The 23,293-nt window shown below is 51.3% G+C and carries 22 protein-coding genes, 1 pseudogene and 1 riboswitch; of the genes and pseudogenes, 14 read left to right on the top strand and 9 right to left on the bottom strand.

Annotated features, from left to right (window positions below; translation table 11 throughout):
- The 5 genes from tnpA to L5220_RS07600 all read left to right on the top strand — a co-directional run.
- Positions 1-400, top strand: a 400-nt coding sequence (gene tnpA / locus L5220_RS07620) for an IS200/IS605 family transposase (RefSeq protein ID WP_499572730.1), incomplete at its 5' end; no start/stop codon positions are given.
- An 89-nt stretch (positions 401-489) separates the two neighbouring features.
- The gene (locus L5220_RS07615; RefSeq protein ID WP_499572728.1) at positions 490-1,056 is read left to right on the top strand and encodes a methanogen output domain 1-containing protein; all 567 of its coding nucleotides are present in this window, start codon (positions 490-492) and stop codon (positions 1,054-1,056) included.
- Between the two features lie 33 nt (positions 1,057-1,089).
- Positions 1,090-2,163 carry a GGDEF domain-containing protein gene (locus tag L5220_RS07610; protein WP_499572727.1) on the top strand — a complete coding sequence of 358 codons (1,074 nt, stop codon included), beginning with the start codon at positions 1,090-1,092 and terminating at the stop codon, positions 2,161-2,163.
- Positions 2,164-2,320: 157 nt separating this feature from the next.
- Positions 2,321-3,493, top strand: a complete 1,173-nt coding sequence (gene cpcD/petH, locus L5220_RS07605) for a bifunctional rod-capping linker CpcD/ferredoxin--NADP reductase PetH (protein WP_499572725.1) — start codon at positions 2,321-2,323, stop codon at positions 3,491-3,493.
- A 210-nt stretch (positions 3,494-3,703) separates the two neighbouring features.
- The gene (locus tag L5220_RS07600; protein WP_099798369.1) at positions 3,704-3,988 is read left to right on the top strand and encodes a hypothetical protein; all 285 of its coding nucleotides are present in this window, start codon (positions 3,704-3,706) and stop codon (positions 3,986-3,988) included.
- Here L5220_RS07600 and L5220_RS07595 read toward each other — a convergent pair.
- On the bottom strand, positions 3,985-5,379 hold the full coding sequence (locus L5220_RS07595) for an isochorismate synthase (RefSeq protein WP_448526816.1): 1,395 nt from the start codon (positions 5,377-5,379) through the stop codon (positions 3,985-3,987). The genes L5220_RS07600 and L5220_RS07595 overlap by 4 nt on opposite strands.
- 235 nt (positions 5,380-5,614) lie before the next feature.
- Between L5220_RS07595 and L5220_RS07590 the strand changes: the two genes are divergently transcribed.
- Complete coding sequence (locus L5220_RS07590; RefSeq protein WP_499572722.1) at positions 5,615-6,772, top strand: RNA-guided endonuclease InsQ/TnpB family protein; 1,158 nt, start codon at positions 5,615-5,617, stop codon at positions 6,770-6,772.
- Between the two features lie 11 nt (positions 6,773-6,783).
- Here L5220_RS07590 and L5220_RS07585 read toward each other — a convergent pair whose 3' ends face one another.
- The 5 genes from L5220_RS07585 to L5220_RS07565 all read right to left on the bottom strand — a co-directional run bounded on the left by L5220_RS07585 (position 6,784) and on the right by L5220_RS07565 (position 13,071).
- Positions 6,784-8,139 carry a TldD/PmbA family protein gene (locus L5220_RS07585; RefSeq protein WP_499572720.1) on the bottom strand — a complete coding sequence of 452 codons (1,356 nt, stop codon included), beginning with the start codon at positions 8,137-8,139 and terminating at the stop codon, positions 6,784-6,786.
- A gap of 103 nt (positions 8,140-8,242) precedes the next feature.
- Entirely contained in the window at positions 8,243-9,502 is a 1,260-nt protein-coding gene (locus tag L5220_RS07580) for a glycosyltransferase family 4 protein (RefSeq protein ID WP_499572718.1), read from the bottom strand.
- 2 nt (positions 9,503-9,504) lie between these two features.
- Positions 9,505-10,422: a class I SAM-dependent methyltransferase gene (locus L5220_RS07575; protein WP_499572716.1), complete on the bottom strand. Its 918-nt coding sequence runs from the start codon at positions 10,420-10,422 to the stop codon at positions 9,505-9,507.
- A 225-nt stretch (positions 10,423-10,647) separates the two neighbouring features.
- Positions 10,648-11,589, bottom strand: coding sequence for a glycosyltransferase family 2 protein (locus L5220_RS07570; protein WP_499572714.1), 942 nt, complete (start codon positions 11,587-11,589; stop codon positions 10,648-10,650).
- Positions 11,590-11,607: 18 nt separating this feature from the next.
- Complete coding sequence (locus L5220_RS07565; protein ID WP_499572712.1) at positions 11,608-13,071, bottom strand: capsular polysaccharide export protein, LipB/KpsS family; 1,464 nt, start codon at positions 13,069-13,071, stop codon at positions 11,608-11,610.
- Between the two features lie 576 nt (positions 13,072-13,647).
- Here L5220_RS07565 and hisG point away from each other — a divergent pair.
- From hisG to L5220_RS07545, 4 genes are all read left to right on the top strand, one after another.
- Positions 13,648-14,307, top strand: coding sequence for an ATP phosphoribosyltransferase (gene hisG, locus L5220_RS07560; RefSeq protein ID WP_099798109.1), 660 nt, complete (start codon positions 13,648-13,650; stop codon positions 14,305-14,307).
- Between the two features lie 149 nt (positions 14,308-14,456).
- A complete protein-coding gene (locus L5220_RS07555; RefSeq protein WP_499572711.1) occupies positions 14,457-14,765 on the top strand; it encodes a hypothetical protein in 309 nt (102 codons plus the stop codon).
- Between the two features lie 29 nt (positions 14,766-14,794).
- Positions 14,795-16,675, top strand: a complete 1,881-nt coding sequence (gene glmS, locus L5220_RS07550; protein ID WP_499572709.1) for a glutamine--fructose-6-phosphate transaminase (isomerizing) — start codon at positions 14,795-14,797, stop codon at positions 16,673-16,675.
- A gap of 46 nt (positions 16,676-16,721) precedes the next feature.
- Complete coding sequence (locus tag L5220_RS07545) at positions 16,722-17,594, top strand: SDR family oxidoreductase (RefSeq protein ID WP_499572707.1); 873 nt, start codon at positions 16,722-16,724, stop codon at positions 17,592-17,594.
- A 9-nt stretch (positions 17,595-17,603) separates the two neighbouring features.
- Here the strand turns inward: L5220_RS07545 and L5220_RS07540 are convergent, their stop codons facing one another.
- Positions 17,604-18,278: a class I SAM-dependent methyltransferase gene (locus tag L5220_RS07540; protein ID WP_099798116.1), complete on the bottom strand. Its 675-nt coding sequence runs from the start codon at positions 18,276-18,278 to the stop codon at positions 17,604-17,606.
- A 66-nt stretch (positions 18,279-18,344) separates the two neighbouring features.
- Here L5220_RS07540 and L5220_RS07535 point away from each other — a divergent pair.
- The 3 genes and pseudogenes from L5220_RS07535 to L5220_RS07525 form a co-directional block, all read left to right on the top strand.
- Positions 18,345-18,692: pseudogene (locus L5220_RS07535) on the top strand (zinc ribbon domain-containing protein); the annotation flags it as partial.
- Positions 18,693-18,798: 106 nt separating this feature from the next.
- A complete protein-coding gene (locus L5220_RS07530) occupies positions 18,799-19,053 on the top strand; it encodes a hypothetical protein (protein WP_099798240.1) in 255 nt (84 codons plus the stop codon).
- Entirely contained in the window at positions 19,050-19,352 is a 303-nt protein-coding gene (locus tag L5220_RS07525) for a DUF3181 family protein (protein ID WP_448525050.1), read from the top strand. Before L5220_RS07530 ends, L5220_RS07525 begins: the two co-directional genes overlap by 4 nt.
- A 128-nt stretch (positions 19,353-19,480) precedes the next feature.
- Here L5220_RS07525 and gifA read toward each other — a convergent pair whose 3' ends face one another.
- Positions 19,481-19,924: a glutamine synthetase inactivation factor IF7A gene (gene gifA / locus L5220_RS07520; protein ID WP_099798239.1), complete on the bottom strand. Its 444-nt coding sequence runs from the start codon at positions 19,922-19,924 to the stop codon at positions 19,481-19,483.
- Positions 19,925-19,963: 39 nt separating this feature from the next.
- Positions 19,964-20,078, bottom strand: a riboswitch (Glutamine riboswitch).
- A 61-nt stretch (positions 20,079-20,139) separates the two neighbouring features.
- Positions 20,140-20,400: a hypothetical protein gene (locus L5220_RS07515; protein ID WP_448513840.1), complete on the bottom strand. Its 261-nt coding sequence runs from the start codon at positions 20,398-20,400 to the stop codon at positions 20,140-20,142.
- Between the two features lie 178 nt (positions 20,401-20,578).
- Between L5220_RS07515 and L5220_RS07510 the strand changes: the two genes are divergently transcribed.
- Positions 20,579-22,885 carry a heavy metal translocating P-type ATPase gene (locus L5220_RS07510; RefSeq protein ID WP_499572705.1) on the top strand — a complete coding sequence of 769 codons (2,307 nt, stop codon included), beginning with the start codon at positions 20,579-20,581 and terminating at the stop codon, positions 22,883-22,885.
- Positions 22,886-23,293: the final 408 nt, after the last annotated feature.

Here is a 23,293-nt window from a genome sequence, read left to right as displayed (position 1 = left end):
TCTTCCGATCTTACCCTTTAAGCGGCGCAAAATCTTTCGGGATGAGGCGATCATTGAGGCCACGAAGCGGTATATCCGAGAGGCGGCGGCGAACAATGACATTGAGATTGACCGCACCCTGATAGACCACGTTCACGTTTTTGCATCATTCCCGCCCAGAATGTCAGCGTCTCAAGTCGTGAACATCCTGAAAGGCTACAGTTCACGGCATCTTAGGATGGAGTTTCCCTGGCTGAAGCAGCTCTGCCAAAAAGATCCGCTTTGGGCCAGGTCGTTTTATTGGGGAACCTGTGGCAATGTGTCGGCTCAAACCGTTAAGCGCTATATCGAAAGAGTGCCAGGGTTGATCAACTCTGCCGCTTTGCAGCGGCGCGGGAACCATTCTGTATCCCCGACCTGAAGGAAGGGGGTTTATCTGGTTCCCGTGCCCTCCATTTTCTATAAATTTTTCATACCCATAAAACACCACAAAACACGTTATAGGCGCTTATGGCTAGTGCGGATATTGCTTCTTCCGAGGCTAACTCTGATGCTAGCACCCTTGAGGTGCCCCTAAAGCTATCTAGTTTCCTGCAAAGTTTGCTGAGCTATCTGGCCGGTACCCTTGAGGAGGTTGTGGGGGTTGAGGATGCCGCGGGGTTCGTTGCCCTTGTGGGGCAGCAGATGGGCAATGAGATCAATCAAATTTACCAAGAGGCAATGGGCGATCGCCTCGTGCCGCCGGAGGTTGTCGCCAAAATTCTTGTTGATCTGAAAAATCGCATTGAAGGACAGTTTTTTATTGTCGAGCAAGATGCCGATCGCATTGTTCTTGGGAATCACCGCTGTCCTTTGGGCAGCAGGGTTGTGGGGCATCCATCCCTATGCATGATGACCTCCAATGTCTTTGGCGTGATTACCGCCCACCACCTAGGCTATGCCAAAGTGTGCATTGAAGGGGCGATCGCGAACGGTGATCAGGGCTGTCGCGTCGTGGTTTATACCCGCCCTTCAGCAGCTGCCCAAGCCGCGATGGGTCGAGAGTACTACAAACTAGAGCAGTCAAAAGACGATTGACAGTTCGCCAAGTTGTTAACAGCAGGGGCAATGATGGATAGCACGTCAGGCTTAGCGTTATGGATTGAGCTGCTGCCAGAGCCAATCCTTGTGCTCGATAGCGCAGGCAAGATTCTAGCGATCAATAGCGCTGCCCGTGAGTTTTTTGGTCGTATTGAAGACAACCATCGGTGCAGTGGTGATCCGTTCCTCGGTCAATCCATTGCGGCCTGGGTGGCCACTCCCACAGAGCAATTGCAGAAGAAGCTAAAACTTTGGCAGCAGGCCACCACAATGGTACCCGGTAGTTTAGTTCTGAAGCAAGCAGCAAATCAGGCGCAGAAAATTGAAGTCGAAGCCGTTGGCATTCACTTTCTAAAGTCTCCCCTCATTCTATTACGGGTGCGCAAACAGCGGCAGTTCCTCCAAGCGTTTATTCAACAGCGGTATCAATTTGAAAAACTGCGGCAACAGATGGCTCGACAAACAGCCCTGATCGTTGAACTAGAGCAACGACAGCACGCCCTAGAGGCCGAGAACCGCTACCTCCAGAGTATGTCCCATCGCGACAGCCTCACCCAATTAGCCAATCGGCGCGCCTTTGAAGCTGGGTTACGCCATGGATGGCACGAAGCCTACAGCCACTCTACGCCCCTAGCAGTTGCCATGCTCGATATCGATCACTTTAAGCTCTACAACGACACCTATGGGCATCTGGCGGGCGATCGCGCCTTGCAGCGGGTTGCCAAAGCCATCCGATCCCAAGTGCGCGAGGCAGATCTGGTGGCGCGCTATGGCGGCGAAGAATTTGTTCTCCTGTTGCGGCAAACCCACCATGATGTCGCTATCTGCGTCCTGCAGCGCATTCTTAACTACATTCGCAGTCTCAACATTCCCCACGCGGCCTCCCCAGTGCAACCCTACCTCACCCTCAGCGCAGGAATTTGTATTGCCACCGCCAGCTCTATCGATTGCCCCATTGCTGAGCTGATCGCCAGTGCAGATGTGGCTCTGTACCATGCCAAACGCTCCGGGCGCGATCGCTACAGTATTCAAACCTACCCCACTGCCGTGAATGACCTCAACCAACCCCTCAGGTACCGCCAGCAAGCGGATCAGCACCCCTAGCCGTTGCCTGAGGTCGGTATAATATGTGTGGCCAAAAATCTGCGGTAGCAGTAAAAAGGGTCATTCCTGTCGCCGAAACGTAATTGAGTATCGCGGTTGGGACGTTCTGTTGCAGAATGTAAAGCTGAGTTAATGATTTTTGGAGATGGTGTAACCAATGTATAACGCGACCAACTTTGGCAGTCGGGTGTTCCGCTATGAAGTGGTAGGACTGCGGCAAAATGCTGAAACCGATAAAACGAATCATTCCATTCGCAACAGTGGCAGCCAATTTTTTAACGTCCCCTATGAGCGCATGAACCAGTTTATGCAGCAAATTAGCCGCTGGGGAGGCAAAATCATCAGCATTCAACCCCTTGATGGCTCTGCTCCTTTACAGGCTAATACCCAGCCAACCCCTCCTAGCACTCCTGAAGCCGCTGCGCCTCAACCAGCAAAAGAAAAGAAAGTTGATATTCCCGTCAATATTTACCGCCCCAACAATCCCTGTATCGGCAAAGTCATCTCTAACGAAGAATTAGTCAAAGAAGGCGGTGAAGGCACCGTCAAGCACATTGTCTTTGACATTTCCAACACCGATTTACGCTATCTAGAGGGTCAGAGTATTGGCATTATTCCAGCGGGCACCGATGCCAACGGCAAACCCCACAAACTGCGCCTCTACTCCATTGCCTCCACCCGCCATGGCGATCACCTAGACGATAAAACCGTCTCGTTGTGTGTGCGCCAATTAGAGTACAAAGACAAGGAAACGGGGGAAACCGTCTATGGTGTGTGCTCCTCCTATCTGAACAAGTTACAGCCCGGAGACGAAGTCAAAATTACCGGCCCTGTCGGTAAGGAAATGCTCCTCCCCGATGATCCCGAAGCAACCATTATCATGCTGGCCACCGGTACAGGGATTGCCCCCTTCCGCGCCTTCCTGTGGCGGATGTTCAAAGAGCAGCATGCAGACTATCAGTTTAAAGGCTTAGCGTGGCTCTTCTTTGGCGTTGCCTACACAGCTAACATTCTCTACAAAGAGCAACTCGAAGAGTTACAACAGAAGTATCCCGATCACTTCCGGCTCACCTACGCCATTAGTCGCGAGMAAAAAACCGCCGATGGTGGCAAAATGTACATCCAGAACCGTATTGCCGAACACGCCGACGAACTATGGCAACTGCTGCAGAAGAAGAATACCCACGTTTATATGTGTGGTCTAAAGGGCATGGAGCCGGGCATTGATGAAGCCATGACCGCTGCCGCCGCGAAAAACGGCGCTGACTGGCAAGACTTCCTCAAAGGCACCCTGAAAAAAGAAGGTCGCTGGCACGTCGAGACCTACTAGGCGTTCTGCCGTCTTGAGCCACCTAGGGGTTGGGGTAGAAGTATCTGCCTCAGCCCTGTGCACAGGCTCGCGCAAATTTGTCAGGATAGGAGTTAGAAGGGTTGAGAGATTCTGCATCTGTGGTGCCCCAATACAAAAATTGCTACTTCATCTGCACTGCGATCGCAATCTCTTTAGTATGCTGATGTTGACTCAACCGCACAACAACCTATGATTTATCCGCGTTTTCTGCGTACCGCCTATCGCAAAGAACCCATTTCTGCCTTTCTGGTGGTGATGGGGAGTGTCGATTTGGCCATTGGAGGGGCGGGGGGATATGGCGGGTTGCTGGTTGTAGGGGTTGGACTCATGGGCAGTGCACTTGTGTACCGTTGGTTGCAATCTCCACGGCAGCGTTCCTTACCGGAGAAAGTGGCACAGTATGCCCTGCCGCCCCAGTCATCGCAACCCCTGCCAATGCTGACGATGACTAAGAAACCGCCGCCACACCGCTAGGCAAGAGCCGATATCATTGCCTGTAGCTTTAGGAGGATTTCCTGCCACTCTCGCTCTGGCTCGGAGCCTTTGACAATTCCCGCTCCTGCAAATAAATGGGCGTACTGTCCCTGGAGGTGGGCGGAGCGAATCCCCACAATAAATTCACCTTCCCCTTGAGGGGTTACCCAGCCGAGGGGAGCGGCATAGCCATGACGGTCAAACTGTTCTAAATGGCTTAGCCAGTGTCGTGCCGTGGCGCGGGGGTAGCCCGCCACTGCGGGCGTGGGGTGCAGAGCCGCAACAATCTCTAGGATATGGATGGGTTGGCAAACCCGTGCCTGAATCAGCGTTTGTAGATGCTGAATATTGCTCAATTCTAAGATCCGTGGCTCTGTGGAAAATTCACAGGTCATCCCCATCTGATCTAGGGTTTGGCAGAGAAACTCAACAATGACCTGATGCTCATGTCGCTCTTTGGGGCTATGGTACAGTCCGTGGCGTAGGGTTTGGTCTTCGTGATCGGTTTGTCCACGAGGGCGCGACCCTGCAAGGGCATCTGCCCAAAGCAAGCCATCCCCGATGCTCACCAGTCGCTCTGGGCTGGCCCCTAAAAAAACATCCTGCCAATTGGAGCCGACGCTAAAGACGTAACAATTGCGGTACTGCTGGCGTAGGTTTTGCAGGGTGCCTAGCCAGTTAAAGCCAGTAGGGTGCTCAATGGTTGTGGTACAGGCAAGAACCAGTTTTTCTAGCAGCCCCTCGTCTAAGAGTTTGAGGGCACGGTTGACGCCGGTGATGAAGGACTGTGATTGCTCTGCTAGGGAGGGAAGGGCGATCGCCAGTGGCGGGGGGGACGATACAGGTGTTTCAAGGACACTGGCCAGCGTGCTCCACAGCAATTGCCAGTCCTGCCACAGGGATACCTCAGAGCTGCTCAACCCGTCGAGGCGACCGTTTAGCGTTAGGAAGGCGTGGCCTTGGCGTTGAATAATTTGCCAGCGGGGTAAAAAAGCGCGGTTCATGGCGGTGGTCGCAGCATCCCGGAAGGCGAACTGGCAGAACACCCGTGGTTCCGCAGGGGCAGCCGCCCAAATATGGTTGAGGGTCTGTTCACTAAAGCCTTGGAGGGCTTGAAACCGCTGCTCTCCAGTGGCTACAGTAGCAGCAACTCGCCCACAGGCGGCAACAATCTCTCCGGGGTGAGGTTGCTCAATGTAAAAGTGATCCGTTTGGCCACTTGCGTGCATCAGTGCGGCCATAACCCTCAGGGGATCAATGGCCGGTAATGCTGCCCCAACGCTAAGGAACTGACATCCGGCTTGCTGGGCAGCCGCTATCACCCCACTGACATGGGTACAAAAGTCATGCTCAGACCATACGTCAAAGGTGGGTGGCAGCGAAACGGGCATAACCAGACAAAAACGGCAGGATTGCCCTTACATTTTCCCCTTGGCAGGGAACCTTTGGCAAAGTTCTTGGCAACAGCTTGCCTCCTCACCGAAAACCTCCGAGAAGCCCCGCACCTTCAGGTCGGGGAGGGACAGGAGCGGCAATTGAGAGGGGTTCAATACCCCCGAAATTGCCAGGTTTAGTACGCTTGTTTTTCATAGTCACGGGTGAGAACACGGGTGAGAATATAAAAGGATGAAACAAACTCTGACACTAGTTTGCAAACTTGCAACCACACCCGAACAAAATGCCAAGATTGAGGCAGTGCTTCAGGCGTTTGCTGCTGCTTGCAACTATGCCAATGAGCGCGTCAAACCCAAAACAACCAGCAAAACAATGATTCAGTCGTTGGTCTATAACGACCTGCGAGAACAGTTTGGGTTGAGTGCTAATCAGGCAGTCAGGGTTTGTGCTAGGGTTGGGGCGAATCGAAAAACAGCCAAAGTGAAGGGCAAACCTGTCAAAGCGTTTCGTCCAACTTCGGCAGACTACGATGCCCGAATCTTCTCTTTTCGGGAGACGGATTGGACAGTCAGCCTGACCCTGCTGGGATGTAGAGAACACATCAACCTGGACATAGGACACTACCAGCGCGGCAAGCTGAAGGGGCGTAAACCCACGTCGGCTCAACTGTGCAAGCACAGAGATGGACGATACTACATCCACATTCAACTGAGCGACGACGCTCCTGAACCCATTCGGTCGGACAAGGGGATTGGCGTTGATTTCGGTCGGCGTGAAATCGCTAAAACTAGTACCGGTAAAGGGTGGGATGCTAAGCAGTTGAATCAAGTCCGAGATCATTTCGCCAAAGTGAGAGCATCGCTCCAGCAAAAAGCCTCGAAGGGCACACGGTCGAGTCGGCGTAGATGCCGACAAATCCTGCAACGGCTGTCGGGGAGGGAGAGACGTTTTCAGCGATGGCTCAATCATTCCATCAGTGCATCCATCATTCGTGAAGCAAAACACCTCCATGCCATTGTTGCTATCGAGGATTTGACCGGCATTCGCGATAGAATCAACCAGCAACCGAGAAACACGACCGAGCGGAGACGGTCTAACAGTTGGGCGTTCTATCAGTTGCGACAATTCCTGGAATACAAGGGTATCAAGGAAGGAGTTGAGGTGGTTGCTGTACCACCTGCCTATACCAGTCAAACCTGCCATTGTTGCTTGCATATTGGGTTGAGAACTGAAAAAAAGTTCAGGTGTGGGCATTGCGGATGGATTGGTGATGCAGACCTAAATGGCGCAATCAATATTGCGCTTTTGGGGCAGTCCGTAACGCTGCCTGGAGGCTCCTGGCTAGCTTGCGAGATAGCCGGAGGGCTACAGAAAGCCTCGCCCTTCTAGGGCGGGGAAGTTTACTCACCAGTAATCGCCAAGGGAGCAGCCCAGACCTCAGGGCACATTCCATAGGGGGTAAATGCTGGCTCTGGCGCAAGGTAAAGAATCTGGTGCAGCAGGGTGCGAATGTCCCCAGCAACTGTGGCAGATTCAATGCTAATCGCGTCTCCATTCCGTAGGAGCCACCCATCAAAGGGTAAGGAAAACGAGCCTTGAAGAGCTTTGACCCCGGCGTGCAGGGCATGGAGTTCATCAATCCAGACAACGCCATCGGCGCGATCGCGCCGGTACTGAGCCGCCGTTGTCTGACCCGGCAGCACATCGTAAAAATAGCCACTGACGGTGACTTTAGCGCCTAGGTTGGCATGACCTGTCGGTTGGCAGCCAAAGCGAACCGCCGTGCCCGCGCTGTGGTATAGCCCCGTAAGGCAACCTGCTTCAATTAAAGGAATGCGGCGAGTGGGGGTTCCTTCCCCATCAAATAACGGTTGACCAATATTGTGGGGGTGGCGGGCATCGTCGTAAATCGTTAGCAGTGGCGCAGCGATCGCCTGGTGGAGAGAATCAGGACTCGACAGGCTTTGACGATCAAGGATATTTTGAGCATTGAATAGGTTAGAAAAGGCATTGAGCAAACTCAAAAAGGCTTGAGGCGAAAAAAGCACTGGGTACTGCCCCGATGGAATAGGGGCATAGTCAAGATGACGAATGGTTTTGTCCGCCACTTCTTCAATGCAGCCGTTAATATCTAATTGCTCGAGATCGGCGCTGAGGCGCATGGCACCAGCGCTACGGGGCTTACGACCTGCTTCCTCGGTTTTGCTGTAAAGGTAGAGAGTCGTCGTTGTAGTGCGTTGCTGGCGATTGGCGCCATCGCTGTTGAGATAAAACCGCTCTGTGCATCGCTGGCTAAGGCCGTTGTAGGGCACACTGGCGATCGCCGGGTGGCGGCCAAGAAGTTCCTGCTCAGCAGCAATCAGGTGATCCAAAAGCATTTTGGCAGGGGCGAGGGGCTGTGCCTCTGGCAGCGATAGTTCCGCAAGGGGTGCCGTTGCCAGTGGGCTAAAGTCTGGAATATGCTCATCTACCCCAAACTCGCTGGCTTCCAGCGCCATGCCTAGAGCCGTTTCTAGCCCCTGATCATCCAATTGGGTAGTACTGGTGACCCCCAAGCGACCTGCAGCATTCCAGACCCGCACCGTAATGCCAGATCGCTGGGATGCCTTGACTTGCTTCGGCTCCCCTTGCTGCACCTGAACGCTCACTTCATCAACGTGGGCACCGCCTAGATCAAATTTGCGAATGCCTAACCGCTGGGCGATCGCCGTTGTTCGTTGTTGTAGGGTCACGTTAGGAGTAAGCGTGGCAGTCATAGCGGTGCTAAATCTTAGCAATTGTAATTGTTAATTTATATTACCAAAAATCGCGGCTTCTCACCAGCCACAGTAAATCGCCGCAGGCAACGCATTTAGCACCTTAAGCAGGCCGAGGTTGAGTACGATACCGCGCTAGCACCTCCTCATACACCGCAAGGTACTGCTTTGCTACCACCGGATAGGCAAACTCCCGAACTGCAAACGCCCGGGCATTTGCGCAAAGTTGAGCGTGACGATACGAGTCCTCAATCACCCATTGAATGCCGTGAGCCAAATCAGCCGCGTCAAAAGGAGTGGCCAAATAACCCGTTTGCTGATGAGTCACAATATCTGGTAAGCCACCAACCGCAAAGGCGACAACAGGTGTACCACATGCAATCGATTCAATGGCTGTATTGGGTAGGTTATCCTGACGGGACGGAACAACCATCACATCCGCGGCACTATACAATATTCGCAAACTAACATCATCGTAGAGGTGTCCTACATAATGAGTAGGAAACCCAAGATCTGGCGGTTGTTGTGGTTGACGTTCACCAAAAACAAGCAGTTCTAACCCAGACACGTTAATCTGTAGAGACTGCAACGCCGCCTGCAATAGGTCAAATCCCTTGCGCGGATCACGAGTGCCCCCTACTGCCCCAAATAGCACTAAGGGAACCTCCAGCGGTAAATTAAGTAGCTTACGTGCCAACTCACGGTTTAGCGGCTGCCAAGCTTCCGTATCGATGGGGTTAGGAATCACAGTAACTGGCCAATCGTGCATCAAAGCACTCTGACGGACACACGCCGCCAGCCACTGACTAGGGGTCACGATTTGGATGGGATGTTTCCAGTGTTTGCGTTTACGCTCCCATGTCCAGCGATTGAGGTCAACGCCGCGTTCATAGGCTGGACGATTATTGGCGCGATAGCCCTCTTGCCAGCGCCGATCTTCTGCGTAGTGCTCTGCCCCGCAAAATGCCCACATATCATGAAGCGTCCAGACCAGAGGTTTTTGCAAGCGGCCAATGTCAGCCACTGAAAGCATTTCATTTTGTACCCAGTGCAAGTGCACTAGATCTGCCTCACAGGTGTTTAAGCGCCGTAACCGACCGGAAGGAAAGATGGATGGGGAATGAAGAACTGGGTTGTCGGTGCGCAACAGGCGGGTGGCTAAACTACCCAGATGAGGTCGCAGCACCACCCATGCCTTAGTAATTTTGCTGTTTGGTGCTTGAACTGTCCAATCCCCAGATATAGCAACATCAGTCATTAACCTAGAATCCACGTCTGCGGTGCGCAAAGCACAGTGGATACGATAGGCAGCACGAGCAGCTCCACCAACGATGTCTGAGTAGTTGAGGTGGAAGACGTGCATGCTTATGGTTGGTATTTGAATTCAACAAGCAGAGTATGACCAGGTAGCAGCCTACGTAAGCCCATGCGCAAAGTTAACTGCAAAGGGAAGGTCGTGTAACGATTAATCAATAGACGAGGTAAAGTGCTACCAAGAGGTGCCAGCACGCTTCTCAGATATCCATTCAACATCCAGCTAATGTGATAACTGGCCAATGGTTCGCAATGTGCAGAGATGACCCTGAGTGGCAATAAGTGTTCGAGTGAGCGAAATACTTTCTCATCCCAATGGCTCATATGATGCGGTGGTTGGTTGAGCAAATCCTCGTTATCTGGGTCAACTTTACGCATTACTGCTGCATTAGGAACCGAAAGGATAAGCCTGCCCCCAGGCTTGAGCAGACTTAGCATTCCATTAAGAAAACTCATTGGATTGGGAATGTGCTCTAATACTTGAAAAGAACAAATCGCATCAAAGCGTTTTAGTGTCACTTTGCTGAGTTCCTCAAGCATTAATTCGTAAACCGTAAAACCGCGTGCACGTGCCCGCTTTGCTGCCTTAGGGTTCAGCTCCACCCCTTCAATATCGAAACCAGCGCTTCGAGCAGCTTCAAGAAAACTGCCAACCCCAACCCCAACCTCTAAGATAGATTTTGCTCCCCGGAGTAAGTCAACAGCCAAATGGAATTCCCACTTGTCCTTCATGTAATACCACTCAAACTTATCAAGTTGTTCGTATAGATCTGCTCCCCCCGCTGCCTTCAATGGACTGTACCAGCAAAATCCGGTCGCATTGCATTGTAGATACTCAATCGTACCCAAGCGCCGGAAATTATCGCCAACATCGATTCCCAAGGTGGCTTGCCACTTTTGGGCTATCTCTAGTGAACTCAACCGCTTGATAACCCGCGCTTCATCTTTACCAGTTAGTAGTGAGATCATACTCGTGCTTCAGTGATCACCACCAGATTTACGTGCCTCGATATACATCGACTCAGCTCCCTTGCGCGAATTGCCGCACGTATCCAAATCGACCGGATAGAACGGGAAGCCTTAAAACTGGCTGGCATTCGGATGTGTAATCCACGATGTCTGCGAATCCAGCTTTGGCCAGTACGGATCCTATTTAAATATTGCCACAGGCAAGGTTGACTTTTGTGGATTGATTCACGCTACACTCTCTTGCAAGCGTCGATAAATGCTTCCTGCAATGCGGCGGGGKAGGTATAACATTGACCAAGGAAAACGCATGAATCGCCCACCAAAAACGTGCTCAAATACATAGCGGTCTGCTTCGGTATCTTGGTGCACGCCATCTGTATGTACCAACTGACCCAACTCGAACGTCTGCTTATTTGCAAGGGGGCTTTTGGCTCTCTTTGTGTGTGTGGCGTCTGCTCCGAAGCCTATGTTGCTAATCAAATTGACGTTCGGGGTAGCCGTTAGACCATTCTGATACCAAACACTCGCCGTCCAAGGATAATCCCAAGTGTCGACTTTACCAGCACAAAAAGATTCAAATATCTTTGACCAGTAGTAGCGCTCAACTGGATCTGGGTTAAGAGCGAACCATTCAGGCGATGCAATCCAATTGGGGTAAAACGGAATATCCTCTTGATAATGCTTCCAAGCACGTCGCCAGCTTACCCATCCCCAGCAGTGATTATACTTGGAGAAGTAATATGAGGCATTACCGCGTTTTTGCCCATCCTGAAAGTTGTTGCCAGTAATAACAAAAACGCGTTTATCACTAGCATAATATTCGAGAAGCACATCACAAAAATGAAAAAAATCTGGATGAGGTAGGCAATCGTCCTCAAGAATGATTCCCTGCTCTTCATATTCAAAGAACCAAGTAATTGCGTCGCTTACTGCTCGCTTGCAGCCTAGGTTTTTTTCACGAAACAGGATTTTTACCTCACACGGCCAATCAACTGACGTAGCAATGCATCGCACTTCTGCACAGCGTTCGGCTTCACCTAGCTTATTTGTGCGCGGGCCATCAGCAGCGACATAAAGCTTTGGAGGCTGTGCCCGCCGGATAGCCTCAAAGACTCGGCGTGTGGTGTCAGGACGTTTGAAAATAAGGAATAAAACTGGTGCTTTCATAGTTTCAAGAATTTCCTGCTATTTTGACTTACTAAAGCGGGACAAGATTGTTTTTTTGATTTTTATTTCCAAATTGTGCAAAGGTTGAATTAAAGGCGGATAGTAGCTAAGATAAGTTCCCAAAAATTTGCCAAAAAATAAGTTTTCTGGTTTGTAGTATTGAAAATTTTTTCCGTAATTCAAATTGTAATAACCAAAAGGATAAGTTGCTTCTTTAGGTTTGGCAGAAAGGCTATCTTGAGATAAAATCTCTTCTAATTCTGTAATTGATGATGGTTCATAAACACATCCTAAATTCCTGTAAATAGCATCTCCCAGAACAATCACAGGTTTACCTAAATATGCAGCTTCAGCGCCAATTGTAGATCCGTAAACAATAACTAAATCAGAGCTGTTTGCCAGTGCATAGGAATCTATTGGCGAATCACTTGCAATTACAGTAACATTTTTACCTGCTAGATCTTCCCACCAACGTCTTAATCTTTCGGACTTAAATTTTTTATGAGGATGAACTCTAATTAATAACTCGGTATTATCTATTTTATCTACAAAAGAGATTAACCATTTAATTGCTTCAAATTGTGACTCAAATAGTGGATGCTCAATCGCATCTTCAACAGCAGCATATTCATCATCACTAGAGCTAAAGTATGTCCATCGCTTAAGTTTTCTTTGTTCTGGAATTAGGTTTTTAACTTGATTTCTACTAAAAGAAAACCACCCTATCCCTTCTCCAGATATTTTACGTTCAAAATATGACTTTGCAATAGCTACTTTATCTTCTGGTGCATCACTTTGCCAAAGAAGATTCATATTCTTTCTATGACATATAAAAGAATGAGGCGAGCAATAATCTAAAAAATACTTTGTTTCATTGGCTCCTCTTTCATGGTACATAATCTGTATATCATTGTTTTTGCAAACATCTATGATTGGTTTTGAAGTTGCGAATCTACCATTAAAAGTTATTACTGTCAATGGTTTAAACTTTTCAATTAATTGCTGTGTTCCTAAGTAAGTTGCAATGGCTGCCTTGAATAGTCTAGCAATAATTTTCTTATTAATACTTGGAAATGGATCACCCATTAATGATATATAGGAACTGGCCACTGCCATGCCGATTTTTATGCTATCATAACAAATTAATTTTATTTCTTCAATATTATTAGCTGCATCCAATGACGGTCTAATTTGATTAAAAATTAGTTGGACTTGATTTCTTTGAGGTGCAAAAATTTCTGTTTTATAAAGGCCACTACTGTTTAATTTGTTAATGAGCGCTTTAACTCGGTATATTCGGCGCTGAAATAACAAAGTCCTTCTAATTATTGAAGGAGAATAGTCTAAAATATTATCGAATAAAATAAATGAGAATATAACTTCAAATCCTTTTTCATGAAAATCGAGCGCTATCTCGCCAGCTGTTTCTAAATGTGGACAGTAACTAAAGGTTTCAATAAGCAATATATCTACCTGTTCCATCGAAAAGTCTCTCTAATATCAAGTATCAAGTATTCACTGCGCAGTCTCTATGGTCAATGACAAAAGGCATCGAAGACATAACACTATCATAAAGTAAAGATATTTAAAAGGTTATAGTGCCCCCAAGATATTTTGAGTTCACTCTTCATAATTGTAGAAATTTTCTTGCTCTCAAGACTATAACTTAAGGCAGTTTTTACATACAAGGCTCATTGAGGTTTGTTAAGCCACTACAGGACTGAAATACTAGGGATACAGAAAGCAGACTACGCTGACGCATTCACTAGGTTTTCATTCACTAGACTTTATGGCGCACGGGTATGGTGGCCTACTAGGGGCAGAGCGGTTCATGGTGACGAAGGGTACAGCATAGATGCTCAGTGCCAGAGAATTTCGGTCGTCCATTTTGCAGAGCTTGAAGCAGGGATGCCCCAACCTGCTATGCTGCAATTGATCTAGATGTGCAGCAGGACTATGATGCGTTCACTATCTCTGTGGCGTTTTCTAGACGGCATAGAGACCTTGATCATACCTCCCATCGTATTTGCTGCCCTTGAATATGATGATGGTTAGCGGATGTTAACGATTGCTCTGCCCAAAGGTGCTCTCTTAAAAGAGAGCATTGCCTACTTTCAGCAGGTGGGCTTAAATTTTGATGCGCTGTTAGAACCGGATAATCGTCAGCTACAGGTCGTTTCCCGCGATGGCGTGGCGCGTGCCTTGCTAGTACGTGCCCAAGATGTGCCGGTGTATGTGCAGTACGGTCAAGCGCAGTTGGGTATTGTGGGTTACGATGTTCTGCGGGAAAAGACTCCCCATGTTGCCCAATTAGCAGATCTGGGTTTTGGGCGATGTCGCCTGTCGGTGGCTGTGAAGGCCACTAGCCCTTATCGCAGTGCCCGCGATTTACCGCCCCATTGCCGAGTGGCTTCAAAATTTGTTCGCTGCGCCAATGCCTTTTTCCAAGAGTTAGATGTGCCAGTGGATATTGTGCCCCTCTACGGTTCTGTGGAACTTGGACCGCTGACCGGCATGGCGGAGGCTATTGTGGATCTGGTGTCCACCGGGCGCACCCTCAAGGAAAATGGATTGGTGGAACTCGAGCAAATTTTTACTAGCACGGCCTACCTGATTGCTCACCCCCGTAGCTATCGCCTCAATATCGCTGGCCTAGGACACTATGTGAAGTGTCTTGAAGGCTATCGGAATCGCATGGAGGGCAGGGCCTCCGCGTAATTCTCAACACAGCGCTTGGCAGGGTTTGCAGGCTGTCCGTTAGGCATCCTATGACAATTTTTAGCCAAGGCTTGCGTTTTGTTAAAAATCCGATAACCTAGTTCGTAAAACAAAACATTTTTATACGTCATTGGCGTAGGTGTGTGGTGATGAGTGAGTGGCGCAAAATGGAGTGGACGATGGATGAGCAGGAGTGGCGGGCGATCGCCAACTCCCGCAGTCAGATCGAGCAATCGTGGCGTACCAGTTCGCAGTTGCCCGTGATAAATCATTTAGGTCATTTACGGGCTGCAAAAATAGACTCGGCATCGGTTCCTCGGGTTCCGCGTCGCGCTGTCGAACCCATTGGTATCCAGCCATGGCAGGCTGAGTTTACCCAACAGCGATTTCGTACCCGGACACCGCTCCCCTTGAAACGTCCGCAGGTGGAACTCCCGCAGTTTGCCACCCGTCGTTAACGTCCTCACAACTCATAGAGAGGTTTGCTATGTGTGGCATTGTTGGCTACATCGGTCCACAGCGGGCAGCGGAGGTGCTGCTACAGGGCTTGCAAAAGCTCGAATATCGTGGCTACGATTCGGCGGGCATTGCCACCCTTAGTGAAGGTGAACTTCTATGTGTGCGCGCCAAGGGTAAGCTCCACAATCTTGCGGAAAAAGTTCAGCAACTCGAAATTCTGGCTCATGTTGGCATTGGCCACACCCGCTGGGCAACCCATGGCAAACCAGAGGAGCACAACGCTCACCCCCATCGGGATAGTCGCGATCGCCTTGCGGTGGTGCAAAACGGCATCATTGAAAATTACCGCGAATTGCGGCAACAGTTGCAGGAGCGAGGGCACCTCTTTCGCTCGGAAACCGACACAGAAGTTATTCCCCATTTAATTTCGGAGTATTTMCCTGCCACTCCTCAGCCCAATGGGTTGCTGGAGGCGGTACAGAAGGCCGTGCAAGAGTTAGAAGGGGCGTTTGCGATCGCCGTTGTTTGCGCCGACTATCCCGATGAACTGATTGTGGCGCGGCAGCAAGCTCCCCTCGTCATTGGCTTTGGCCAAGGGGAGTTTTTCTGCGCCTCCGATACTCCCGCCATTATTCCCTATACTCGCGCGGTACTGCCCCTAGAAAATGGTGAACTGGCGCGATTGACCCCCACTGGGGTTGAAGTCTATGACTTTGCTGGCCAGCGTCTGCGCAAAACCCCTCGCACCCTGAACTGGAACCCCGTCATGGTGGAGAAACAGGGCTTTAAGCACTATATGCTCAAGGAAATCTATGAGCAACCCGGTGTGGTGCGCACTTGTTTAGAGGTGTATCTGCGCCCTGAGTGGGAGCCGCAAGCGCCCTATAGTCCGGTGCAACTAGGGTTGGCACCTGCGGTTCTCGCTGACCTTGAGTTCATTCAAATTGTTGCCTGTGGTACTAGTTGGCACGCCAGCCTTGTCGGCAAATACCTTCTGGAGCAGTTAGCCAACATTCCCACGAGTGTGCAGTACGCCTCGGAGTTTCGCTATGCGCCGCCACCGCTGCTGCCCAACACCTTGACCATTGGGGTGACCCAATCCGGTGAGACGGCGGATACCCTAGCTGCCCTAGAAATGGAGCTGAGCCGACGGCAGGGGCTAGAGCCGCCGTTGAGTGCGCGGCTATTGGGCATTACCAACCGCCCTGAAAGCACCTTGGGGCAGTTAGTCCCCGCCATTATTGATACCCATGCAGGCATTGAAATTGGCGTTGCTGCAACGAAAACCTTTGTGGCTCAACTCATGGCCTTTTACTTGCTGTCGCTGGAGTTGGCATGGCAGCGGCAGACCCTAGGGGGCGATCGCCTCGCTGAACTGGTGGCTGGCCTACGGCAGCTACCGGCGCAAATTGAACTGATTTTAGAAAGCCAAGAGCGTTATATCGAAGCGCTGTCCCACAACTTTTCGGACACCCAAGACTTTATCTTTTTAGGGCGTGGCATTAACTTCCCTATTGCCCTAGAAGGTGCCCTTAAACTCAAGGAAATTAGCTACATCCATGCCGAGGGTTATCCCGCCGGAGAGATGAAACATGGCCCCATTGCCCTGCTGGATGCTAAAGTCCCCGTGGTCACGATCGCCATGCCTGGGAGTGTGTTTGAAAAGGTACTCTCTAATGCCCAAGAAGCCCGCGCCCGGGATGCCCGCTTAATTGGCGTTACCCCCATGGCAGAGGTTGAAGCACAGCACACCTTTGATGATCTATTGCCCGTGCCGGAGGTGGATGAACTTCTCTCGCCAATTTTAACGGTGATTCCGCTGCAATTGCTGGCGTACCATATTGCGGCGCGGCGCGGCTTAGATGTGGATCAACCTCGCAACTTAGCCAAGTCGGTCACAGTGGAGTAGGTGGAATCGCGCTAGGCTAGTAAATGCACCTCTGGGACTGGAATGCATGTACTTAGTCACAGGCGCAAGTGGACAACTGGGGTTGCGAGTGGTGCGGCGCTGTGTGTCCCTCAATGTGCCGGTGCGTGCCTTTGTGCGCCTCACGAGCCAGTATGACATGCTGAAGGAGTGGGGAGCCGAGGTCTTTATTGGCGACCTCCAAGAGCCACGGGATATTGCCAAGGCCATGCAGGGGATCACAGCGTTGGTCTGCTGCCATGGGAGCCACCTCATTAGCCGCTACATCCACGCTATTGATTACCGTGCCACCCTTGATCTGATTCAAGCGGCCCAAGCTCAACAGGTGCGCCATGTCACCCTCATTTCCCCGTTGGCTGTCACTGGCGATCGCCACGATTCCCCCTTTCTTAAGGCGAAGTACGAAGCCGAGCAAGCTCTGATCCGCAGTGGCTTGAACTACACCATCTTCCGCTGTGCCACCCTAATGTCTAGCTTGATTCCCCTTGCGGAGCGCTTTCAGCAAACTGGTATCTATGTGATTTTGGGGGATCCGCAGCACCGTCTGCAACTCACCAGCCCGGAGGATTTGGCTCGCTGCATTATGATTGCTAGCCACACCAGCGATCGCCAGATTTTTAGCATTGCCCATCCAGAAATCTTTAGCCGTCAAGAGATTGCCGATCGCCTAGGTCGCTTTTTTAATAAACGCCCTTTTGTGGTTAACCTGCCCTTGGGGGCGATCGACGGTGCCCGCCAATTTCTAGGGTTATTCAATCGTGACATTGAAGCCAGCATGGGCACCCTGCGCACCCTATTGGCCTACGAAAGTTTGTGTCCTAGCAGCGACATTGAGCGAGTACAGCACTACTTTCAACTCCCCTTAGAGTCTCTTGAGGATTTCCTGAACCGCTATTTTTAATTGGCTAGGTTAGCGGTAGGCAACAACGGTCCAATGGCGATCGGAGGTGGCGGTCACCTCAACGCTGCAGGGTGGCTGGGGTATATTGGCCAACATGCTGCTAATTTCCTCAAGGGTGAGGGCGGCATGGAGGGAGTCGGCAAAGAGTTGGCGTTGCTGTGGATCACAGTCTTGGGCGTAGGTTTGCACCAGCGTATTGAGGTGCTCATGGGTGGTCGGGCGGATCAGATCCCGCACAAAGAGCAGCCCGCCGGGGCGCAGTACCCGCAACATTTCTGCGAACGCTGGCCGTGGATCTGGCAAGTGATGAATAAGGCTATTGCTGATAACTACGGCAAAGGAACCGTCGGTAAAGGGCAGTGCCTTGGCATCGCAGGGGCAAAGGGTGATGTTAGGGCATTGCTGAGTATGGGTGTGGGCGATCGCCAGCATAGCTGCGCTCAGATCCGTGGCGGTGATGTGCCAATGGGGGTATCGCTGCGCGAGCATCTGGGGAATTCGTGCTGTGCCTGTGCCGACATCCAGCAAAGATAGGGGGTGATCGGCCTCGGTAATCTGCGCCAGTAAATCCTCACAAAACGCCGTGTTAACTGCCCTAAAGTCTGTGGCATCGTAGGCGGCTGCGGCTTCAGGGGTGTCCATCACCTCTGGCTCGAGAACCCGCGGTAAGTGAGCAGTAACCATGCAACCCCTAGTCCGTGACCTTTCGTATTCTATCGAAGCTAGACCCTGCTCAGCTAAAAACCGCAGGAGCGCCGCAGAGCCAACAGTTGGGCGTTTTATCAATTGAGACAATGTCTGCAGTACAAGGCGATACTGGCAGGGGTTAACCTTGTGGTTGTGTCGCCGGCCTACACATCGCAGMCCTGCCACAAGTGCCTGCATATTCATCCTGACCGGAGCAAATCCTATCGGTCGGGTAAGATGTTCACATGCGGTCATTGTGGCTGGCAGAGGGATGCAGACTTTAATGGTGCAACTGTGATTGCACTTTTGGGGTGGCCTGTAAGCCAGCCTAGAGGTATGGCTGACGCCACCTACGGAACGTGGTTGGCGTGCCAACTGCAGGGCTACCGAAAGACCGCGCTCTGTCCCTAGGAGGAGCGTCGGGTAGTTTACCAACCTGTAACGAGCCAACGCATCCAGTACAGTAAAAATAGCACCTGTCCATTCCTTAACACGCTTGAATGCGGAGTGTTCTACTATGCCCCCTCGCTGGCCCCGTAAACCGGATCGTCGAGATCCGCGCTACCGTCGTTTAGACGATCGCATGAATTTTGCCGTTCATGTGGCAGCATTTGCCGCAGTGAACTCGGGCGGTTGGTTTTGGCACCAAGTTCAGCCCCACGCTTTGCCCTTTTTACCCCTACTCACCCTGGGGTGGCTGGTGCTATTGCTGGGGCATGGGGCGTATATCTTTGCGATCGCCCGCTACGCCGATGGAGAGTTTACCCCATGAGTCGCACCCCCTTAATTGAACGATTGGCTGCTGCCATTGGTGGTGAAATTTACATTGATGTAGCCAAATGGCATCTGTACCTCAGGGATGCCAAGCTGCATACCCCCCTTGCGGAGGCATTTTTGCCCCTCCTAGAGCAGGGAGAGGTGAACCGTAGCCACGTACAAGCAGTGTTGCAGGAGGTGAGCGTGCCTCTGGGGGGTGGCCAAGAGTCTCTCTCCCTTGACCGGTTGGTTCCCAAAACGAATCAAGATAGCCTTTTAGAACTGCTCAACCGCTTCCGCCAAGACAACCTCTGATGGCAGACCTACGCCTTTATGGTTGCGGCGGACGCAGCCTGCAATCCCACTAAAAAGGGAGCCAAGTTGTATCCCTAGCTCCCTGATGTTCATCTACATTTGGCTAATGGGCTGCGCCCCTGATTGCCCTAGCTAAGGGCAACGTGGGAGCGATCGTAGGTGGCACCAAATACAGGATTGATTTTGCCTTGAATTTGGCTCCAGTAGTTGGCGGCAGTGGCGGGCATACCAATAGCAGCAGCAGTCCGTGCCAACAGGGTTTGCTCACGGCTTTTGATGGTAGCGTGATGAGCCATTGCCAATGAACGTGCCATTTCATTAATACCTGAAGGCATGGCTACAGACACCGTTGTATCGGCCATCCGTGCTGCCGGCACTCCCGCCAATTTTTTGCCTTTTTGGTACTTAACACCGCGATAGGTCATGATTTTCAGGGAGTCTTCCGGTGGATTCACTGCTGTGGCCACACGGTAGGTAGTGCCGCGATATTTGGCCACCACATCCGTGGCTTGTGTGTTGATCGCAGGAGGAACGTAGTTGTACTGAACGCCGCGATAGGTAAGAGTAGTCATAGTTGTCGCCCCATTTTTATTACAAGGTGGATCATTTGAGGCGCGTTCCTTCGGGATCACTTTCCCTACTTCCGTCTCTGACTACAGGAACAACGCTGACGAGTCACTAACGTCTTAAACGCGTTTTACTGATGTCCTGAGAGAGATGAACGATTCATTTCTGTATCTAATTTAACAATTTCTCCACCTTAACGCAAGTCGTTCACAAAACTTTACTATTGGCCTCCTTGAAGCTGTGCCAATAGCCATGGATCTACGGGCTGGCCATCACGCCGTTGCAGGTGAACCTGTACCACATAGACCAAGCCAGAATTGGGAGGGGCGGGATGTTGAGAAAAAGAGATGATGTAGTCGGCAGGATTTTGTTGATACTGTCTCAGCCAATCTTCTACTTTTGCTGTTGCAAAGAAGGACTGCCCTTGTTGGTACATTTGGCTAATTTGCAAATGTAAGTTGTAAGGTATAAATCGTCCCATGACACATTGCCTTTCATTGCATAGACTGCTTTAATTTGAATCAACTTTTGTCACTTCGGGTTCACAGTGCTGCCATGATGTTGTCATCTCCGTGTCTTAAGCTACAAGCCATAGAATACCTCTGAAACCTTTGAATACGACCTGTGCTTGACAGTTTTATCCCATTCAGGAACCAACCATGACTACCATTGCCCGCAGTGCTTCCCCTGAGTCGAATTTAGCCACTACTGTTGCAGCAGAAACGATTCATTATCAAGTCGTTCATTGGATCACTGGACGGTTTCGGATTCGGATTCCCCGCTTGGGCGTTGATGCGGAGTATGGCGCACGCCTCCTCTATATTGTGGGAACCTTACCCGCTGTTACTACGGCACGGATTAACCCGCCTGCGCGGTCTTTAGTTGTGGAGTACAATCCCAAGCTTTTTGGCGAAGCACTGGCAACCGTACAGGGGCAGATTTTTGAGTCTATTCAGGTGGCAGCTAATCCGGACTTACCTGTCCTAGCGGCAGAAAAAGCAGCGCCGGCGCCTGAAAGTCATGAAATTAATTATTGGGAGCGCCTAGGGCTGCCCGCCTTGGGGTTGGGGCTGAGCTTAGGCTCTCTCATGGGGCTGCCTATTCCGGGGTATGTGATTGCCAGTGTGGTTATTGCTGGAGCGATGCCCGTCTTTAAGCGGGCATGGGATGCTCTGCAAGAGGAAAAGCAGTTAACCATTGATTTTCTAGATGGGTTGGCGATCGCGCTGCACACGATGCAAGGTCATTATTTTGCTCCTTCCTTTATGTTGGGGTTAATCGAAGGGGGGGAAGTCATTCGGGATCTGACAGCCCGTGGGTCGGAGCGCGCTAATCTCAATCTGCTGGACTGTCTTGGCAAGACTGCGTTTGTAGAGCGCGATGGGGTTGAGGTAGAAGTAGAAGTTAAAGATATTGTCGAAGGCGATCGCGTCGTTGTTTACCCCGGTGACCAAATTCCGGTCGATGGCATTGTGCTGCGGGGCACCGGCTTAATTGATCAGTGTAAGCTAACGGGGGAATCAGTCCCTGTTACCCGCAGTGAAGGGATGGAGGTTTTTGCCTCAACGCTCCTAGTCGATGGCCAACTGGTCATTTTAGCTGAGCGGGTTGGCAACAATACCCGCGCAGGAGTTATTGTTGGCCTCATGCAGGCTGCCCCGGTGCACGATACTCGTATTGAAAACTACGCGGCGGCGGTGGCCAACCGAGCGGTGATTCCCACCCTTGCCATTGGTACTGGTGTGGGGCTGCTCTCCGGTGACTTGAATCGGGCGATCGCCCTGCTCACCCTTGATCTAGGGACAGGGATCCGCGTATCGGTGCCCACGACCATCCTTTCTGCCCTCACCTACGCAGCGCAGCACGGTGTTTTGATCCGCAGTGGCCGCGCCATTGAAAAATTGGCGCAGATTGACACCATCGTCTTTGACAAAACCGGCACCCTCACCCAAGGGCATGCAGGGGTTACCGATATTAAAGTGATGGATCCCCGTTTCAGTGCAGAGGACATCCTCAGTATGGCTGCCAGTGCCGAGCAAGGGCTGACCCATCCGGTTGCTGAAGCCATTGTCCGCCATGCCCGCGAGACAAACGTGCCCCTTTACGACTGCGAAGACTGGGAATACCGTGTGGGCTTAGGGGTGGTGACCAAGGTTCGGGGTGTGGATCTGCGGGTGGGCAGCCGCCGCATGATGGATCAGGAGAACATTTACCTAAACGAACTGAATGAGCGGTTCCCGGATCTCAATTCTGGGCGGGCATCGCTGGTTTATGTTGCTGGTGATGGCCATCTCATTGGTGTCATCCTTTACAGCGACCCGATGCGCAATGAAAGCCCCGAGGTCATTCGCGAACTCAAAGGTGCAGGCATTACCCCCCATATGCTCACGGGCGATGTGGGTCGAGTTGCTCGTGCTGTGGCGAAGGATCTTGGCATTGCTCCCCAGAATATCTACGCTGAAGCCTTTCCCGAAAAGAAAGTTGAGGTGGTGCGCAGTCTTCACGACAGCGGTAAAGTAGTTGCCTTCTGCGGTGATGGCATCAATGACTCCGCGGCCTTGGCCTATGCAGATGTGTCTATTTCCTTTGCTGGTGCTACGGATATTGCTCGGGAGACCGCAGATGTAGTGCTGATGGAAGATGATTTGCGGGGGCTAACCCTTGCTATTCGCATTGCCAAGCAAGCCATGGAAATTGTCTGGCAAAACACAGCCATTGTAGCCATTCCAAACATTGGTGCGCTGCTGTCAGGCATCTTCTTTGCCCTTGATCCTATCCTTGCGGTGGTCATTAACAATGGAACCGCGATCTTGGCGGAACTCAACGGGTTACGCCCCTTGACTGGTCCGGGAGGCGCGTTGCCCTTACCTCCAGTCAAAGATACCAAAGAGTTCCTTGCGGAGTGGGAAGCCACGCACCCAGAACATCCAGTCCAGCATATTCCACCGCAGCATCGCTCTGTATGAGCGCATCCCGCAGTGGCTGTCGATGCAGTTCTGCCTCTGGGGGGCGATCGCTGGGTGTGTCGTCCTTGTTCGTTCGGGTTGTGTAGTACGGTTCTGCGGCAATCGGTAAGCCTTGCTGTCAGCTGGTTTTAGCTATGCGGGACGCCCCGCGCTCTACCTGTAGCTCACATCCCAAAGGGTCAGGTGAGCATCGGGATGAAAGCACGTTCATCAAGGGGTTCAATGCCCTGCAGATGAACCCCCTCCTATGGTACGAGTCGGGTGCAGTCTGGCTCTCACTATATCGCTGCAGCACGGAAACCATGGTGCCACCACAAGAAGCGACCAAGTGGGACGCATGCCAGAGTATATCCTGCCAGTAGATGCGGTTGACATGTGCAGCGCGATTCAACTGGTGGGAACAGCATC

It is taken from the genome of Synechococcus sp. PCC 6716, assembly GCF_022570815.1.
In the GTDB taxonomy this organism is placed as follows: Bacteria; Cyanobacteriota; Cyanobacteriia; order Thermosynechococcales; family Thermosynechococcaceae; genus Thermosynechococcus; species Thermosynechococcus lividus.
Note: the sequence above shows the minus strand (reverse complement) of the source record. Positions and strands in the feature narration are given on the sequence as shown.